Raw genomic sequence first — 15,934 nt, forward strand, 5'->3', positions numbered from 1 at the left:
AGGATGGCTCACTCGACGGCCCCTGGATTGCTTCGTCGCTACGCTCCTCGCAATGACGAGACACTTCAGACGGATACCGCCTTGCCCTTCTCAAGCACCAGCGCCTCGATGCCGCTGCCTTTCAGCCCCTCGACGAAGACCGCCGCATCCTTGGCGATGATCGGGAACGAGCCGTAATGGCACGGGATCGCGACCTTCGGCTTGACGAAGCGGGTCATCGCCAGCGTCGCCGTCCTGGCGCCCATGGTGAAGCGGTCGCCGATCGGGCAGATACAGATCTCGACGCCGTGGATCTCGGCGAGCAGCGCCATGTCGGCGAAGATGTCGGTGTCGCCCATGTGCCAGAGCGTCTTCTCACCGGCCGCCTTGATGATCGCGCCATTGGCGTTGCCGACCGGAACGGCTACGCTGGCCTCGCCCATGCCGGCGGAATGATCGGCCCGGACCAGCGTCACCGAGAAGGCGCCGAGATCGACGGTGCCGCCGGTGTTCATTGGCTGGAACTTTTTCAGACCCTTCGAGGCGAGGTGCATGCACAGATCGTAATTGGTGATCACCGTCGCGTCGTTCGCAGCCGCGATGGCCAGCGTGTCGCCGACATGGTCGCCATGGCCGTGGGTGACGACGATATGGCTGACGCCCTTGCTCACCTCAGCGACATCTCCCTCGAAAGCCGGGTTGCCGGAGAAGAATGGATCGATCAGGACCGAGGCGCCGGGCAGGTCGAGGCGAAAGGCTGAATGGCCGAACCAGGTGAGCTGCATGATGGTCTCCGCGAAAGGCGACTGGACAGCGCCTGTCTAGGCCGGCGAGATGGCGTAGCCAAGCCGGCCTGAACCCGGAGCCCATGACCATGACCGACGCAGCCACCCTCGCCCGCCGGATCGCGCAAGGGCGCGGCGACGAGCCAGCCGACCTCGTCATCCGCGGCGCGCAGCTGTTCGATCTCGTCTCGGGCGATCTGGTCGACACCGACATCGCACTCTGCGGCGACACGATCGTCGGCACCCATGGCCGCTATGAGGGCAAGGCGAGCTTCGATGCCACCGGCCTGATCGCGGTCCCCGGCTTCATCGACACCCATCTGCACGTCGAATCCTCGCTGGTGACGCCGCTCGAATTCGAGCGCTGCGTGCTGCCGCACGGGGTTACCACCGCGATCTGCGACCCGCACGAGATATCGAACGTGCTTGGCGCCGAGGGCATCCGCTATTTCCTCGCCTGCGCCGAAGAGATGCGGATGGATCTGCGCGTGCAGCTATCGAGCTGCGTGCCGGCGACGCATCTGGAGACGGCGGGCGCGGCGCTGGAAGCTGCCGACCTCACCCCGTTCATGGACCATCCCAAGGTGATAGGTCTCGCCGAGTTCATGAACTTCCCGGGTGTGCTCCACCGCGATCCCGGCTGCCTTGCCAAGCTGGAGGCATTCTCGCACCGGCATATCGACGGCCATGCGCCGCTGGTCCGGGGGCTCGACCTCAACGGCTATCTTTCCGCCGGCATCCGCACCGACCACGAGACCACGACTGCCGAGGAGGCCCGCGAAAAGCTCGCCAAGGGCATGGCGATCCTGATCCGCGAGGGCTCGGTCTCGAAGGACCTGCATGCGCTGATCCCGCTGATCACGCGCGATGCCTCGCCCTTCCTTGCCTTCTGCACCGACGACCGCAACCCGCTCGACATCGCCGAGGAAGGCCATCTCGACTTCATGATCCGCACCTCGATCGCCCACGGCGCCGACGTGCTCGCGACCTATCGCGTCGCCTCGCTCTCGGCCGCGCGCAATTTCGGGCTGTACGATCGCGGCTTCATCGGCCCGGGCAAACGCGCCGATATCGTGCTGGTCGATGATCTGGCCGCCTGCCGCGTCAAGCAGGTCTTCGCTGGCGGCCGGCTGGTCGAGGACGGGCTCTTCGCCGATCGCAAGACGGTTTCACCAGTTGGCTTGCACAGCGTCCGCAGTCGCAAGCTCGCGCTGGAGGATTTCGCGGCGAAGGCGCGCGAGGGCGAGACGCTCGTGATCGGCGTCGTGCCGGGCCGGATCATCACCGAGCGGCTTTCCATGCGCTTGCCAGCCCGCGACGGCCTCGCTTTGCCCGATCTCGATCAGGACGCCGTCAAGGTCACGGTGATCGAGCGTCATGGCCGCAATGGCGGCATCGCCACCGGCTTCGTCCATGGCTTCGGCATGAAGCATGGCGCGATCGCCTCCTCCGTCGGCCATGACAGCCATAATCTCTGCGTCGTCGGCGTCGACAAAGCCTCGATGGCGGCTGCGGCCAACCGATTGATCGAGATCGGCGGCGGCTTTGCTGTGGCCGATGATGGCAAGGTCGTGGCCGAGCTGGCACTTCCCGTCGCTGGGCTGATGAGTGACCAGCCTTTCGAGACGGTGCGCCACGGGCTCGAAGGCCTGCGCGCGGCGGCAAAGGCGCTCGGCGTCGTCTTGGCCGAGCCCTTCCTGCAGGTCGCCTTCCTGACCCTGCCGGTGATCCCGCATCTGAAGATCACTGACAAAGGGCTTGTCGATGTTGATCGATTCGATTTCGCGTGATTCTCACCGTCATTCTCGGGCGAAGCAAAGCGCAGACCCGAGAATCTCATGACGAGAAGGTGCCGATCGGCGCCTCGACCTGCCTGAGATGCTCGGGTCAAGCCCGAGCATGACGACTTGCCTCAGAGATCGACCTCGATCCCCTCGGCCCGCGCCTTGGCGCGCAGCCCCAGCCGCCTGACACCCGGCAGTCGCGTCCCCGGCTGCTCCTCGATCGCATGGGTCAGCATCCTCATGCGCTCGGCGAACCAGTTTCCGCCCATGCCCGCGGGGTCGATGGCGAGGATGAGCTGGCCGGTGTCGGGCGGACCGCCCTTGTCGTCGAGGAAGGACGAGGCCTGGAAGGCGAAATGGGTGCCGACCAGCGCCGCAGCCAGAATCTCGACCATCATGGCGAGCGTCGCGCCCTTGGCGTCGCCGAGCGGTACCATGGTGCCGGCGATCGCGGCCGCCGGATCGGTTGTCGGCTTGCCGGCGGCGTCGAGTGCCCAACCCTCCGGAATTGCCTCGCCCTTCTGCTTCGCCGCGACGATCGGCCCGCGCGCCACCTTGGACAACGCCATGTCGATCACCAGCGGCTCGCGTCCGGCGAGCGGCGCGGCGAAGGCGATCGGATTGGTGCCGAAGACCGCCTTGGCGCCGCCCCAGGGCGCCATCGCACCGGGCGTGTTGGCGAAGAGCAGCGCGACGAGGCCCTGTTCTGCCAGCCGCTCGACATGCAGGCCGGCGGCGCCGCAATGGTTCGAGCGGCGGATCGGCGCTGCGGCGATGCCCTGCTTGCGGGCGATCTCGGGCAATTCGATCACCGCGAGGTCGATCGCCGGATAGGCAAAGCCATGGGCGGCGTCGATCGCAAGTACGCCGGGCTTCGGCTGGCGCGCGATCGGCACGGCCTGACCATCGATCTTGCCGGATTTCAACATGGAGAGATAGGTCGGCACGCGGGAAAGCCCGTGCCCCTTGAGGCCGTCGGCCTCGGCCATGACCAACGCCAGCGCGACCGAGGCGGCATTGGCGGGCGAGGCGCCGGCCTCGATGAAGAGGTCGGCGACCTTCTGCTCGGCCGCCTCCAGCGACAGCCGCGTCATGCCCGCCCCTCCAGCGCCGCGATGACGCGCTCGGCGACGAGGCCGGAGACGCGCCCGTTCGATTCCACCGTGTTGCCGGCGATATGCGGTGTCAGGATCAGGTTCGGCGTGCCGGCAAAGAGTTTGGCGCCATCGGCCTTGAGCGGCTCCTGCTCAAAGACGTCGAGTGCCGCGCCGCCGAGACGCCCACCCTTCAGCGCCGCGACCAGCGCTGCCTCGTCCATGATGCCGCCACGGGCCGCGTTGATCAGGATCGCGTCGGGTTTCATCGTCGCGAAGGCCGCCTCGCCGATCAGCCCGCGCGTCTCGGGCGTCAGCGGCAAATGGATCGAGATCACGTCAGAGCTCGAAAGCAGCGCGTCGAGCTCGAGCTTCTCGATGCCCTGCCAGACCGGCGCATCGGCAGGAACATAGGGATCGTAAGCCGTGACCGTCATGCCGAGCGCTCTGGCATGCCGCGCGACGTCTCGGGCGATCGCACCGAAGCCGACGAGGCCCATGCGCTTGCCGGCAATCTCGCGGCCGATCAGCCTGGTCTTTGGGAACTCGCCGGCGATCATGGCGGCGTTGGCGAAATAGGCGCCGCGCAGCAGCGTCATCGCCGTACCGATCACATACTCGACCACGGACAGGCTGTTGGCGCCGGTCGCCGGGAAGACCTGGATTCTGCGCGCGATACAGGCTTCCATGTCGATATTGTCGAGGCCGACGCCGAGCCGACCGACGACCTTGAGGTTCTTCGCACCCGCCAGCAGCGCGCCGCGAACCTGCGTCTGGTTGCGCACGATCAGCGCCGGGATTTCGGCCACGAGCTGCGCGAGCTCATCGGGTTTGCCGAAGAGATCCGGGTCGTGATGCACGCTGTAGCGCGCCTTTAGCGCCGCCACGGCCGTCTCGTCCATGAATTCGGTGATGACGATATCGGTCATGGCTGTTTCCGCTGTGAGAGCCGTTCAGCCGAGCAGGATGATACCGCCCGTGGCGACGACGAGGATGACGAGGCTGGTTCCGGTGACGAGGGCAAGGTGGCGCCAGCCGAGCCGGGCCATCGCCGCGATCGAGGTGCCGAGGCCGAGCGCCGCGATCGCGATCAGCAGGCCCCAGCGCGAGACTTCGAGCAGGATGTCGCGCACCGGCAGGTAAAGGCCCGCCAGCCCGGCCTGCGTGCTCAGCACGCTGTTCACCAGGCACATCACGAGGAAGACGAAGGCGAAGACCGGGACCGGCACCTTGGCATGGCCATGGGCTTCGCCGTGGCGCGTCAGCCACCAGCCGACAATCAGCACCGAAGGCAGCAGCAGGAAGACCCGGAACAGCTTGACGATCACCGCGGCGTTCGCCGCATCGTCCGACACGGCCTGGCCAGCGCCGACGACCTGCGCGACGTCATGGATGGTCGCCCCTAACATCACGCCGGTCTGCTGCTGCGAGAGGCCGAGCCAGACGCAGAGCAGCGGATAGGCCAGCATCGCGACCGTCGCGAGCACGTTCATCGCGATCACGGTGAAGGCGGTGTCGGCGGCCTTGTTGCGATAATCGGGTACCACCGTTGCGGTCGCGAGCGCAGCCGAAGCGCCGCAGACTGCCGTTGCGACGCCGGCGAGCGCGCCGACTCCGGGCTCGCGGCCGAGCAGGCGCGCCAGCGCGAAGCCGCTGACGACGGTCGCCACCATGGAGAAGACGACGAGCAGCGCCGTGCCCAGGCCGAGCGCGATGATATCGCCAAGCGCGACGCGCAGGCCGAGCAGCGCAATCGCCCAGCGCAGCAGCTTCTTGACGCAGAAGGTCATGCCGGGCTCGAAGCGCCTGGTGTTGGCGATCGGGTGCAGAAGCATGCCGATCACCAGCGCGATCACCACGGCCGGGATGCCGACGCGCCCGCCGGCGAGTTGCTTCAGGACGGGCTCGGCCAGCACGGAGGCGATCGCCACAGCCGCAGACAGGGCGATGCCCGAAACAAGCCGGCCGAGACCATTGGTCAGACGCAAGGCAGCTGCTTCAGTCATGATTGCAGATCGATCCGATACATCAGCCGCTCCTCCGGCCCGTAGAATGGCGCGACGAAGCTCTCTGTGAAACGCCCGCCATTCTTCTCGATGATCCGTCGCGAGGCTGCGTTGCGCGTGTCGCAGGTGATCTTGAGGAATGGCAGCCCGATGGCGTGCGCCTCGGCGAGCACGGCAGCAAGCGCTGCGGTAGCATAGCCACGCCCGGCCTGGCTCGGCAGGATGGTGTAGCCGACATGGCCCAGCACGTGCGACGGCAGCTCCGTGACCGGCCTGCCGGCATCGTCCTCCTGCCAGCGCAGGTTGATGCTGCCGACGAAGGGACGCCTCGGCTGATCGGCGGCGATGATCCAGCGGATCATGTCCGGCAGGCGCGCGACTTCGCTGCCGTCATGCAGGCGGATCTTGCCGCCGCGCCCGTTCAGCCCGGCGATGAAAGCGTCGGAATCGGTCGCGATCGCGGCGAGCTGCTCGGGCGCGACATTGCGCATTGTGTTCGGCGACCAGCCCGCTTCCAGCGCCCGGACATAAGCGGGCAGCACGTCCCGCCCCGGCGCATGCAATGAAACGATCTTGGAAACGATCCTGTCCGACACTTTTGCCTCGTCGCGCCCAGAGACGCTGCTCCTCAGGCGCTGCGATATAGCTTGGTCATCGAGAACTCGCGATGGCCGAGAGCCTCTGCAGCCGTCAGGCGGCCATTCGCCGTGCGCACGATGTTCTCGATCAGGGCGTCACCCGCCTGCGGGATGGTGAGGTCGCGACGCAGAATGCCAGAGACGTCGACGTCGATGTGCTCGGGCATGGTGCGCATCGTCTTCGGATTGCCGGTGATCTTGATGACCGGGACGATCGGGTTGCCGATGACGTTGCCCTGCCCGGTCGGGAAGGTGTGCACGACATAGCCGCCCGCCGCCATCAATGTCACGCACTCCGCCGCCGCCGAGGAGGTGTCCATGTAGTAGAGGCCCGGCCCCTTCTGCGGCGCCTCGGCCGGTTCGAGGATGTCGATGAACTTGCACTCGCGGCCGATCTTCTCGAGGTTGCCGAGCGCCTTCTCCTCGATCGTGGTCAGGCCGCCAGCGATGTTGCCCTTGGTCGGCTGCGAATCCGAGAGGTCGTCGGTCTTGTGGGCCTCGATGACGTCGTCCTGATAGGCCTTCCACATCTTGTACCAGCGCTCGCCGACCTCCGGGGTCGCGGCGCGCGCCTTGCACAGGTGCTCGGCGCCAGTGATCTCCGAGGTCTCGCCGAAGACGCCGTAGACGCCGCGCGGGATCCACTTGTCGTACATGTTGCCGACGGTCGGGCAGGACGAAAGGCCGGTAGTGGTGTCCGACTCACCGCACTTGGTCGAGACCCAGAGCTCCTCGATGCCGCATTTGGTGCGCGGCAGCTCGGTCGCCCATTGCACGAACTCCTTGGCGACATAGGAGGCCTTGGCGATGGTGGCGATGTCGCCATGCCCCTCGATGCCGAAGCCGACGACCGGCTTGCCGGTCTTGGCGATGCCGTCGACGACGCGCTTGGTCCAGCCGTCCTCGATGCCGATGACCACGACGGCGGCAACGTTAGGGTTCGAGCCTGTGCCGATCAGCGTACGGAAATGGACGTCGAGGTCCTCGCCGAACTGCAGGCGGCCATAGGCGTGCGGGATCGCCAGCGTGCCCTTGATGTTGTTGGCAACGGCCTCGCAGGCGGCGTTGGAGAGATCGTCCAGCGGCAGCAGCAGGACGTGGTTGCGCACGCCGACGCGGTCGTTCTCGCGGCGCCAGCCCATGAAGGAATCGAGGCTGCGGCCGGTCGGGCGCTTGACGAACGGAGTCTTGAACCCGGGCGCCTCGATCTTGCGGCCTTTCACCCGGGCGAGCTTGCCTTTGACGAGGTCGAAATTGGCGACGATGGAGGACATTGGCGATTTCCTGAAGGTTTGGGCTCGACCTGACGGGAGCCCGGAGATCGGGATCAGCGGAGAGCCGGGCTCACCAGCGCTTGGTCTTGACGTTCTGGACGTGGAGATGCTCGCCCTGCCCGATATCGGCGATCGCCTTGCCGATGTCCTGACCGTACTTCCAGATCGTGTCGCCCTTCTTGATCGCTTTGAGCGCGACCTTGTGTCCGATCGGGATGTCCATCTTGGCGGTCAGGCGGAAATCCGAATTGTCGTGGGTGACGACGCCGAGCATGTCGGTCCCGGCCTTCAGGCCTTCGACGACGACGACACCGACCGTGTCCTTCTTCTCGTGCACCAGCAGATGCGGCTTGCTCATGGCGGGCTCCCTGACCGTTTCCGTGATCTGCACGTCGCGGCTCCGTTTGCGAAATCGGGCCTCGACGTGGCTGCGCCCAAGTCTTATATAAGACATATGAGTGTGCACAAGCTCGAAATCGCAGGGCCGCCGCGCGGGCCGGACACACCGGAGGCGCTGGGCTTCCGGCCGCTTTACCGACAGGTCAAAGCGATCTTCGTGCGCAGGCTCATGGATGGCGTCTGGGCGCCTGGCGCGGTGCTGCCGAGCGAAGGCCAGCTCGCCGCCGAGATCGGCGTCAGCCAGGGCACGGTCCGCAAGGCGCTCGACGAACTTGCAGCCGAGAACCTTGTCGTCCGGCGCCAGGGCCGCGGCACCTTCGTCGCCGAACATGACGAGCGCCGCATCCTGTTCCAGTTCTTCAAGCTGGCGCCCGATCGCGGCGAGCCGCGCTTTCCCGACAGCGTCGTCCTCTCGGTGACGACCGGCCCGGCCGACGAGGCTGAACGCGCGGCCCTGGATCTTGCCGAGAATGCCGCGGTCACCCGTATCCGCCGGGCCCGCTCCTTCGACGGTGCGCCGCTGATCGTCGAGACGCTCAGCTTGCCGCAGCAGCTCTTCCCCGGCCTGGAGGATGGGCCGATCCCGAACAATCTCTACAGCCTGTACGCCGGCCGCTATGGCATCACGATCGCCAATGCGCGCGAGCGGCTGAAGGCGGTGACGCTTGCGGCGGACGACGCGGCCGCCCTTGGGGTGTCGCCAGGAGAGCCCGCCTTGCAGATCGATCGCATCGCCCTGTCGCTCGACGGCACGCCGGTCGAGCGCAGGCTCAGCCTATGTCTGACCCAGGAGGTCCACTACCTCTCAGACCTGCGCTGAATCGCTTCCCATTCGACAAAGGCACTTGAGCTGATCGTTCATGATCAGGGCATTACCGAAGATTTCTAAAGTTTCGCTCGAAATCGAGCGACCAAGGCTCGAGGACCAAATGGCCCGAGTTTTCGACCAAGCCGACGCAGAGCGGCAGCCATACCGGAGGAAACGAATGATCGCCCATTTCCGCAGATTCCTCGCGACGCGCCGCGGCGCGCTTGCAGGGTTATTCCTATTGGGCTTCGGCGCTCCCGCCCTCGCCCAGAGCTTTCCGAGCAAACCGATCACGCTGATCGTACCCTTCGCCGCCGGCGGCCCAAGCGATGTGATCGCACGCCTGCTCGGCGAGCATATGGGCCGCACGCTCGGTCAGCAGTTCATCGTCGAGAACATTGCCGGCGCGGGCGGGACGGCCGGTGCCAAGCGCCTGGTTTCCGCATCGCCGGACGGGTACACGCTGTTGATCCACCACCTCGCCCTCGCTGCGGCGCCGGCGCTGTACAGCAATCTCGGCTACGAGACGCAAACCGCCTTCGCTCCGGTCGGGCTGGTCAATACCGGGCCGATGGTAATCGCCGGCAAGCTCGCTTTGCCCCCGGTCGACGGCAAGGCGTTCTTCTCCTACGCCAAGCAGCAGGCAGAGAAGCTCACGGTCGCCCATGCCGGCGTCGGCTCGAATGCACATCTTTGCGCCGTGCTGATCTCGCAAGCCTTGAGCGTCAAGCTCGCCCAGGTCGCCTATCGCGGCACCGGACCGGCGATGAACGATCTCGTCGGCGGCCAGGTCGACGTGCTCTGCGACCAGTCGACCACGGCGGTGCCGCAGATCCAATCCGACAAGATCCGCGCCTATGCCGTAACCTCGCCGGAGCGGCTCGGCGTGCTGCCGAACACTCCAACCTCGCGCGAGGCGGGTACCGAGATCGACATGACGATCTGGCACGGTCTCTACGCTCCCAAAGGTACGCCGGACGCTGCGCTCGACAAACTCAATGGCGCCTTGCAGGCCGCGCTGAAGGACCCTGTCGTGCTGGAGCGCTTCAAGGCGGTCGGCACCAGCGCCTTCCCGGCCACCGAATGGACGCGCGATGCCCACGCCAAGCGCTTCGCCGCCGAGGTCGCCAAGTGGGGAGCCGCGCTGAAGGCCGCAGGCCTGACGCCGCAGGCCGCCAACTGAAGCTGACGGGCCGCTCGCCTAGTGGTCTGATTCCGACATTCGCATCCCTTTATACAGAGCGGCGGAGCGAATGTCGGAATCAACAAGACCACTAGCAACCTCTTGATTCTCTAGTGGAATTTATGGATTTGACATTTGCTCCCAGCGGGATGTCTGCTGGGGGCAAATGTCAAATTCGTTCCACTAGGCGGGCGGCCCGTGCTACCGCCCGTAGATGAGCGCCAATCTCGTCACGCTGGACCAGTTCCTCACCTTGCCCGACCATGCCCGCCTGCTCGGGCTCGATCTCGGCACCAAGACGATCGGTCTGGCCCTCTCCGACGTCGAACGCCGGATCGCGACGCCGCTGGAGACGATTGAGCGAGTCAAGTTCAAGCAGGATGTGGCGGCCCTGCTGAAGGTTACGCAGAAGCATGCGATCGCTGGCCTGGTGATCGGGCTGCCGCTCAATATGGATGGAAGCGAAGGACCGCGGGTCCAATCGACCCGCGCCTTCATGCGCAATCTCGCGCCGCTGACGGCGCTGCCGATCGTGTTCTGGGACGAGCGGATGTCGACGCTCGCGGTCACCCGCACCTTGCTCGCCGCCGACGCCTCGCGCGCCCGGCGGGCGGCCGTCGTCGACAAGATGGCGGCCGCCTATATCCTGCAAGGCGCACTCGATCGGCTCGCTCGCCTCGAATCGGACGGGAACGAGCCGGAAGAGGATTGGGCTACGGAATGACGTAACCGCGCTTGATCGCCTTCTTCTGCGCGTCGCGGTGGTTCTTGAGCGCCTGCTTCTGATCTTCGATGCTCAGCCGGTTGACCGGATTGCCGCGGCCATATGAGTTGTCGGCCCCGTAGCCCCGACCGCGGCCGTCATCGCGTCCATAGCCACGATCACGCGGACCTCGATCATAACCCCTGTCGGAGCCGCGATCGTAACCCCGGTCGTAGCGCGGCCGCTCCTGGCGGCGCCCATATCCGTCGTCGTAGTACTGAGCCATCGCCGTGCCGGACCAGAACGCCGCCAGGGCGACCGCACCGCAGCCGGACAGCAGCGTCTTGAGCGAGGGTTTCATCGTCATTCTCCAAGGTCGACAAGGCGATGGCCCCAACATCGGGACCAATTGTTGCCGCACGCCGTGAAAAGGGCCGCCGCCGTCGAGCGACGGAAGCGACCCTTCAAAGCCTAGGCGTCAGGCGTTCAGAATCGATTAAGGCTGTTTTTCCGCGAAGGACTGATCAGCGGTAGCTGCCGCCGGCCGGATCACGGATGTTGTCGGGGTAGTAGCCGTAATGGCGCGGCGCATAGTAACGCCGCGGCGCGACGTAAACCGGCTCGTCATAGCCATAGCCGTCATCGTAGCCATAGACCGGTTCGGCATAGGCCGGCCGGCTCGCCGCGATCGCCGCGGCGCCGAGGATGCCGAGACCAACGCCGGCTGCGATCGCCGCACCGCGATTGCTGCCGCGCCAGCCACGGCGGTAATACTGCGAATAATCGACCTGCGCCGCATCGAGGCGGCTCTTGTCAAAGCCGACCGCGCGGCTCTCACCCGCCATTACGGGCGTCAGGCCTGCTGCCAGAACGCTGCCGGCGACGGCGAGCGTCACAAGGAAGCGGCTCTTTCCGAAATCTGACATGACATTCTCCTGTCGGCGGATATCCGCCTTGACGCCCGATCTAGCCCGCTGCGGTTGAACCGGGCCTGAACCAATCGCGGCTAAATTGCGATTGGAGAAGAACGCGCCAACGGAGAAAGAGTTCCTTTTTAAGAAATATTATACACGCAGTGATTGCATTTTTGGAAGGCGAGTAGCAAGAATAGCTCCGTCGAACACCGGTTCGTTTCCCAAGGGCTGATGCGACCGCGAGGGCAGACGAGATGAGAAAAGCAGCGTCACGCCGAATCAAGGAGGATAAAATCTATTCGGATGACAATCGCTTACCCCGAGTTCCCCGCCTCAGCCGCTGCGCCGTGGCCTCGCCCGGACCGCACAGCATGGACGCGCTTGCACGAATGCAACTAGAAGTTGCTGCATACATTGAGGAGATCAGCATCGAACTTGGCGCGATGGCGCGGGCGGCGCACCTCAGCAGCCTCGCCTATTTCGTCGACATGACCAGGCTGGAAGCCGCAATCAATCGCCGAACCTGCCAGCTGCAGCTCGGCGAAACGAGCGATCCCGACAAAACGACTTAGCCGAGCATGGATCTTTTGCAGGTTATTAAATCATAGGTTGCATAAATAAAATAAAGCAACCTGAAGGGAGTGCCCATGCCGGCTTCTCCGACATCTTATGCTTCCCGCGACTTTACGGCGCCCGGAAGCCTGCAACCTCTCAACGCACCCGAAGCGTTGGCGCTGCAACTCCTCGTCGAGAAACGAGCACGCCAACGCGATCTGCAGCGTGACATTGCCGTCAAAGCGGGAAGGATGCTTGCCGAACTCGGCAGCTAGGCCCGCGCCGCTGATCTCGATCTGCTCGTCACCTTCCTGGAGCTCGCAGCCGCGGAAGCCGAGCGCGAGTGCGACCGCTGGGGCGAAGCGGCAGGCTAACCGCGCGTCGCCATGCTCACGCCAGCCGCGAGAGCGCTCCGCCGACGTGGCGCTGCACCACACCTTCCAGTTCCAGCTCGAGCAGGATTCGGCTGACCTCGCGCGCAGGCTGGCCACTCGCGCGGACGAGATCGTCCATCGCCACCGGCGTCGAACCGATGAGATCGAGCAACCGGTGGCGTGATGTCTCGCCGGCTTGCGCGGCCGGCCGCGTCCCCAGCTCATCCCCGTTGAGTTCGGCCTTTGGCGCCGGCAGCACCTCCGGCAATTCCAGCTCATCCCAAAGCGACTCTTGCCGGCGCCCCGGTCCGCCGTCCTCGCGAGCGAGAATGGGCTCCGGCCCGAAGAGATCGTCGCGCTTCAGCATCGGCGTCAGCGCGTCGATGATATGGGCGGTCTCGGCGCAGAGGATCGCGCCTTCGCGAATCAGATGGTTACCGCCCTCGGCCCGCGGATCGAGCGGCGAGCCGGGCACAGCGAAGACCTGGCGGCCCTGCTCATTGGCGAAGCGGGCGGTGATGAGGGAACCGGACTTGCGCGCCGCCTCGACCACCACCGTTCCGAGCGCCAGACCGGAAACAAGTCGATTTCGCCGCGGAAAATCGCGCCCGCGCGGCGCCCAGCCAAGCGGCATCTCGCTCAGCGCCGCACCGTGTTCGCGGATGCGGTCCAACAGTGGGATGTTCTGCGGCGGATAGACCTCGTCGAGCCCGCCCGCCAGCACGGCGATGGTGCCACTCCCAAGGCTCGCCTGATGGGCAGACGTGTCGATGCCGCGGGCTAGGCCGGAAACCACGACGAAGCCGGCTTCGCCCAGCTCGCGCGCCAGGGTCGCGGTGAGCTTCAACCCGGCGGCGGAGGCGTTGCGCGAGCCGACTAGCGCGACGCAGGGCCGGTTCAGCACAGCTGGATCACCCTCGACCGCGATCAGCGGCGGGGCCGAATCGATCGCCTGGAGCGGCACGGGATAGGTGGCTTCGCCGAGCGCGATCAGATGAGCGCCGCGCCGGCGCAATTGCTCGAACTCCCGTTCCGCCTCTGCGGCAGTGCAGAGCCTGAGCGTACGCCCCGCCTGGCGGCCGAGTTCCGGCAGGGCATCGAGCGCCCCGGCCGCCCCGCCGAACCGGTTGACCAGCGTGCGGAAGGTGCGGGGGCCGATGCTCTCGCTGCGGATCAGTCGGAGCCAGTCGAGGCGTTGCCGGTCATCGAGAACGAAACCGGCCATCGGCATTCAGTCCTTTTGCCCGATCTTGCCTTCACGGCCGGCCAGCAACCTCGCAATGTTTTCCCGGTGCATGTACCAGAGCAGCAGAGCGAGGAGGGCCATCAGCCCGGCCGCCTGGGCATCGCGGATCCAGAACCAGAACAGCAGCGGCGTCAGCAGGCTCGCGATCAGGGCCGATAGCGAGGAATACTTGGTCAGGTAGGCGATGCTGATCCAGACCGCGGCGAAGACCAGCGCGATCGAGCCCTTGAGCCCGATCAGGATGCCGAGGAAGGTGGCGACGCCCTTGCCGCCCTTGAAGCGAAGCCAGACCGGGAAAAGATGGCCGAGGAAGGCGCCGAGGCCGGCCGCGAGCGCCGCGCTCTTGCCGCCGAGCAGCCAGCCGGCGAGCACAACCGCGGCGGTGCCCTTCAGCATGTCGCCAATCAGCGTCAGCGCCGCCAGCTTCTTGTTGCCGGTGCGCAGCACATTGGTGGCGCCGATATTGCCGGAGCCGATCGTGCGCAGGTCCGGACCGCCGGAAAGCCGCGTCAGGATGATGCCGAACGGGATCGAGCCGAGCAGATAGCCGAGGACGAGCGCAGCAAGCCCCATCGGGCCTGAAAACGCCCAGCCGAACACCTCAGCCATACAACCTCCCCTGCCCGTCCCGGCATGAGCTTACGCAGCTTCGCCGCGATACACCACCCGGCCGCCGACCCAGGTCGCCTGCACCAGCCCCTGCAGCCTGGCCTCATCGAAGGGCGAGTTCTTGGCGCGCGATTTGAGCTTTCGCTTGTCGACCACGAAGGGCGCGTCGATGTCGATCAGAGCGAGATCGGCCGGCGCGCCGGGCACCAGCCGGCCGCAGCCGAGTCCGAGCAGATCTGCCGGCCGGCTCGACAGCGCGGCAAACAGCGCCGGCAGGCCGATCTGCTCGCTGTGATAGAGCCGCAGCGACGCCGAGAGCAGGGTCTCGATGCCGAGCGCTCCGTTTGCCGCCTCGGCGAAGGGCTGGCGCTTGGTCTCGACATCCTGCGGATCGTGGTCGGAGACGATCACGTCGATCAGGCCTTCGGCCACTGCCGCGATCATCGCCAGCCGCTCGTCCTCGTGCCGCAGCGGCGGCGAGACCTTGCAGAAGGTCCGGTACTCGCCGACATCGTTCTCGTTCAAACAGAGATTGTTGATCGAGACGCCGCAGGTGACCGAAAGCCCATCTTCCTTGGCCCGGCGGATCAGCGCGAGCGAATCCGAACAGGAGATCATCGCCGCGTGGTAACGGGCGCCGCTGGCGCGAGCGAGGCGCAGGTCGCGCTCGAGCATCACCGTTTCGGCCTCATGGGGGATGCCCGGCAGGCCCTTACGGCTGGCGAACTCGCCCTCGTTCATCACGCCGTCGCCGCGCAGGTCGGGGTCCTCGACATGGTTGATCAGCAGAGCGTCGAAGTCGCGGGCATAGATCATGGCGCGGCGCATGACCTGCGGATTGCGCACGCCGTTCGCGCCGTCGCTGAAGGCAACCGCGCCAGCTTCGAGCAGCAGGCCGAACTCGGTGATCTCCTTGCCGGCCAACCGCTTGGTCAGCGCCGCCGCCGGCAGGACATTGACGATCGCCTTGTCGCGGGCGCGGCGCTTGATGAAATCGATCACGGACGGATCGTCGATCGGCGGATCGGTATCCGGGCGGCAGATCACCGTGGTGACGCCACCAGCTGCTGCGGCTTGCGAGCCTGTTCCGAGCGTCTCGCGGAACTCGGCGCCGGGCTCGCCGAGGAAGGCGCGCAGGTCGACGAGGCCTGGCGCCAGCACGAGGCCCCGCGCCTCCTCCACTTGAAGGCCGGCCGGCAGCTCCGGGCGATCGCCGCCCCAATGGACATCGGCGATCAGCCCGTCGCGGATCAGGATACTGCCCGGGCCCTCACGACCGGAGGCCGGATCGACCAGTTGCGCGCCGACGATCGCAACATCGCTACTTTGCCTGTTGCTCTCAGCCATCGCTACGCTCGACCCCATTCCTGCGCTCGCGGCGCTGCGTGAAAACGTAACTCCAGAACCCGACAAGGCCCCACACGCCGACGCACAGGAGCGCGCCGAGAAGCGCGATCAGCCAGGTCCAGGCGGAGCGGGGCTCGGAATAGGCGAATCCGGCCACGACCAGAAGATAGAGACCGACGAAGACGATCCGAGCCCGGCGCATCTGTCGCAGAAGCCAGGCGAGGAAGGTCTCCATC

18 protein-coding genes are annotated in these 15,934 nt (G+C 66.0%); 5 read left to right on the forward strand and 13 right to left on the reverse strand.

Annotated elements, in window-relative coordinates; genetic code table 11:
• Nucleotides 1-65: 65 nt before the first annotated feature.
• On the reverse strand, nucleotides 66-764 hold the full coding sequence (locus tag ACSQ3M_RS04400; RefSeq protein ID WP_436148841.1) for a metal-dependent hydrolase: 699 nt from the start codon (nucleotides 762-764) through the stop codon (nucleotides 66-68).
• An 83-nt stretch (nucleotides 765-847) separates the two neighbouring features.
• Here ACSQ3M_RS04400 and ade point away from each other — a divergent pair, with 83 nt between their 5' ends.
• A complete protein-coding gene (ade, locus tag ACSQ3M_RS04405; protein ID WP_436148842.1) occupies nucleotides 848-2,554 on the forward strand; it encodes an adenine deaminase in 1,707 nt (568 codons plus the stop codon).
• 122 nt (nucleotides 2,555-2,676) lie between these two features.
• Here the strand turns inward: ade and ACSQ3M_RS04410 are convergent, their stop codons facing one another.
• The 6 genes from ACSQ3M_RS04410 to ACSQ3M_RS04435 all read right to left on the reverse strand — a co-directional run bounded on the left by ACSQ3M_RS04410 (nucleotide 2,677) and on the right by ACSQ3M_RS04435 (nucleotide 7,918).
• A complete protein-coding gene (locus tag ACSQ3M_RS04410; RefSeq protein ID WP_436148843.1) occupies nucleotides 2,677-3,642 on the reverse strand; it encodes an Ldh family oxidoreductase in 966 nt (321 codons plus the stop codon).
• Entirely contained in the window at nucleotides 3,639-4,571 is a 933-nt protein-coding gene (locus ACSQ3M_RS04415) for a hydroxyacid dehydrogenase (RefSeq protein ID WP_436148844.1), read from the reverse strand. The genes ACSQ3M_RS04410 and ACSQ3M_RS04415 overlap by 4 nt, the downstream gene beginning before the upstream one ends.
• Before the next feature lie 24 nt (nucleotides 4,572-4,595).
• Nucleotides 4,596-5,648, reverse strand: coding sequence for a YeiH family protein (locus tag ACSQ3M_RS04420; protein ID WP_436148845.1), 1,053 nt, complete (start codon nucleotides 5,646-5,648; stop codon nucleotides 4,596-4,598).
• A complete protein-coding gene (locus ACSQ3M_RS04425; RefSeq protein ID WP_436148846.1) occupies nucleotides 5,645-6,244 on the reverse strand; it encodes a GNAT family N-acetyltransferase in 600 nt (199 codons plus the stop codon). The genes ACSQ3M_RS04420 and ACSQ3M_RS04425 overlap by 4 nt, the downstream gene beginning before the upstream one ends.
• A 32-nt stretch (nucleotides 6,245-6,276) precedes the next feature.
• Entirely contained in the window at nucleotides 6,277-7,428 is a 1,152-nt protein-coding gene (locus ACSQ3M_RS04430; RefSeq protein ID WP_436149289.1) for a UxaA family hydrolase, read from the reverse strand.
• A gap of 202 nt (nucleotides 7,429-7,630) precedes the next feature.
• Complete coding sequence (locus ACSQ3M_RS04435) at nucleotides 7,631-7,918, reverse strand: UxaA family hydrolase (RefSeq protein ID WP_126111567.1); 288 nt, start codon at nucleotides 7,916-7,918, stop codon at nucleotides 7,631-7,633.
• Nucleotides 7,919-8,020: 102 nt separating this feature from the next.
• Between ACSQ3M_RS04435 and ACSQ3M_RS04440 the strand changes: the two genes are divergently transcribed.
• From ACSQ3M_RS04440 to ruvX, 3 genes are all read left to right on the forward strand, one after another.
• The gene (locus ACSQ3M_RS04440; protein ID WP_436148847.1) at nucleotides 8,021-8,779 is read left to right on the forward strand and encodes a GntR family transcriptional regulator; all 759 of its coding nucleotides are present in this window, start codon (nucleotides 8,021-8,023) and stop codon (nucleotides 8,777-8,779) included.
• A 166-nt stretch (nucleotides 8,780-8,945) separates the two neighbouring features.
• Nucleotides 8,946-9,950, forward strand: a complete 1,005-nt coding sequence (locus tag ACSQ3M_RS04445; RefSeq protein ID WP_436148848.1) for a tripartite tricarboxylate transporter substrate-binding protein — start codon at nucleotides 8,946-8,948, stop codon at nucleotides 9,948-9,950.
• A gap of 214 nt (nucleotides 9,951-10,164) precedes the next feature.
• Nucleotides 10,165-10,674, forward strand: a complete 510-nt coding sequence (gene ruvX / locus ACSQ3M_RS04450; protein WP_436148849.1) for a Holliday junction resolvase RuvX — start codon at nucleotides 10,165-10,167, stop codon at nucleotides 10,672-10,674.
• On the opposite strand, the gene ACSQ3M_RS04455 is transcribed toward ruvX, so the two are convergent.
• Both ACSQ3M_RS04455 and ACSQ3M_RS04460 read right to left on the reverse strand, forming a co-directional pair.
• Nucleotides 10,664-11,014, reverse strand: a complete 351-nt coding sequence (locus tag ACSQ3M_RS04455) for a hypothetical protein (protein WP_436148850.1) — start codon at nucleotides 11,012-11,014, stop codon at nucleotides 10,664-10,666. The genes ruvX and ACSQ3M_RS04455 overlap by 11 nt on opposite strands.
• Before the next feature lie 163 nt (nucleotides 11,015-11,177).
• Nucleotides 11,178-11,579 carry a hypothetical protein gene (locus ACSQ3M_RS04460; protein WP_436148851.1) on the reverse strand — a complete coding sequence of 134 codons (402 nt, stop codon included), beginning with the start codon at nucleotides 11,577-11,579 and terminating at the stop codon, nucleotides 11,178-11,180.
• Nucleotides 11,580-11,938: 359 nt separating this feature from the next.
• On the opposite strand from ACSQ3M_RS04460, the gene ACSQ3M_RS04465 reads away from it, so the two are divergent.
• Entirely contained in the window at nucleotides 11,939-12,139 is a 201-nt protein-coding gene (locus ACSQ3M_RS04465; protein WP_436148852.1) for a hypothetical protein, read from the forward strand.
• Between the two features lie 373 nt (nucleotides 12,140-12,512).
• Here ACSQ3M_RS04465 and dprA read toward each other — a convergent pair whose 3' ends face one another.
• Genes dprA through ACSQ3M_RS04485 form a run of 4 tightly spaced genes read right to left on the reverse strand, consistent with a single transcriptional unit; the run spans nucleotide 12,513 to nucleotide 15,933 of the window.
• Nucleotides 12,513-13,727, reverse strand: coding sequence for a DNA-processing protein DprA (gene dprA / locus ACSQ3M_RS04470; protein ID WP_436148853.1), 1,215 nt, complete (start codon nucleotides 13,725-13,727; stop codon nucleotides 12,513-12,515).
• The gene (gene plsY, locus ACSQ3M_RS04475; protein ID WP_436148854.1) at nucleotides 13,728-14,351 is read right to left on the reverse strand and encodes a glycerol-3-phosphate 1-O-acyltransferase PlsY; all 624 of its coding nucleotides are present in this window, start codon (nucleotides 14,349-14,351) and stop codon (nucleotides 13,728-13,730) included.
• Nucleotides 14,352-14,381: 30 nt separating this feature from the next.
• Nucleotides 14,382-15,698, reverse strand: coding sequence for a dihydroorotase (gene pyrC, locus ACSQ3M_RS04480; protein WP_436148855.1), 1,317 nt, complete (start codon nucleotides 15,696-15,698; stop codon nucleotides 14,382-14,384).
• The gene (locus ACSQ3M_RS04485) at nucleotides 15,691-15,933 is read right to left on the reverse strand and encodes a hypothetical protein (RefSeq protein WP_436148856.1); all 243 of its coding nucleotides are present in this window, start codon (nucleotides 15,931-15,933) and stop codon (nucleotides 15,691-15,693) included. The genes pyrC and ACSQ3M_RS04485 overlap by 8 nt, the downstream gene beginning before the upstream one ends.
• Nucleotide 15,934 lies beyond the last annotated feature (1 nt).

Source organism: Allobosea sp. LjRoot90, from assembly GCF_964254315.1.
In the GTDB taxonomy this organism is placed as follows: domain Bacteria; phylum Pseudomonadota; class Alphaproteobacteria; order Rhizobiales; family Beijerinckiaceae; genus Allobosea.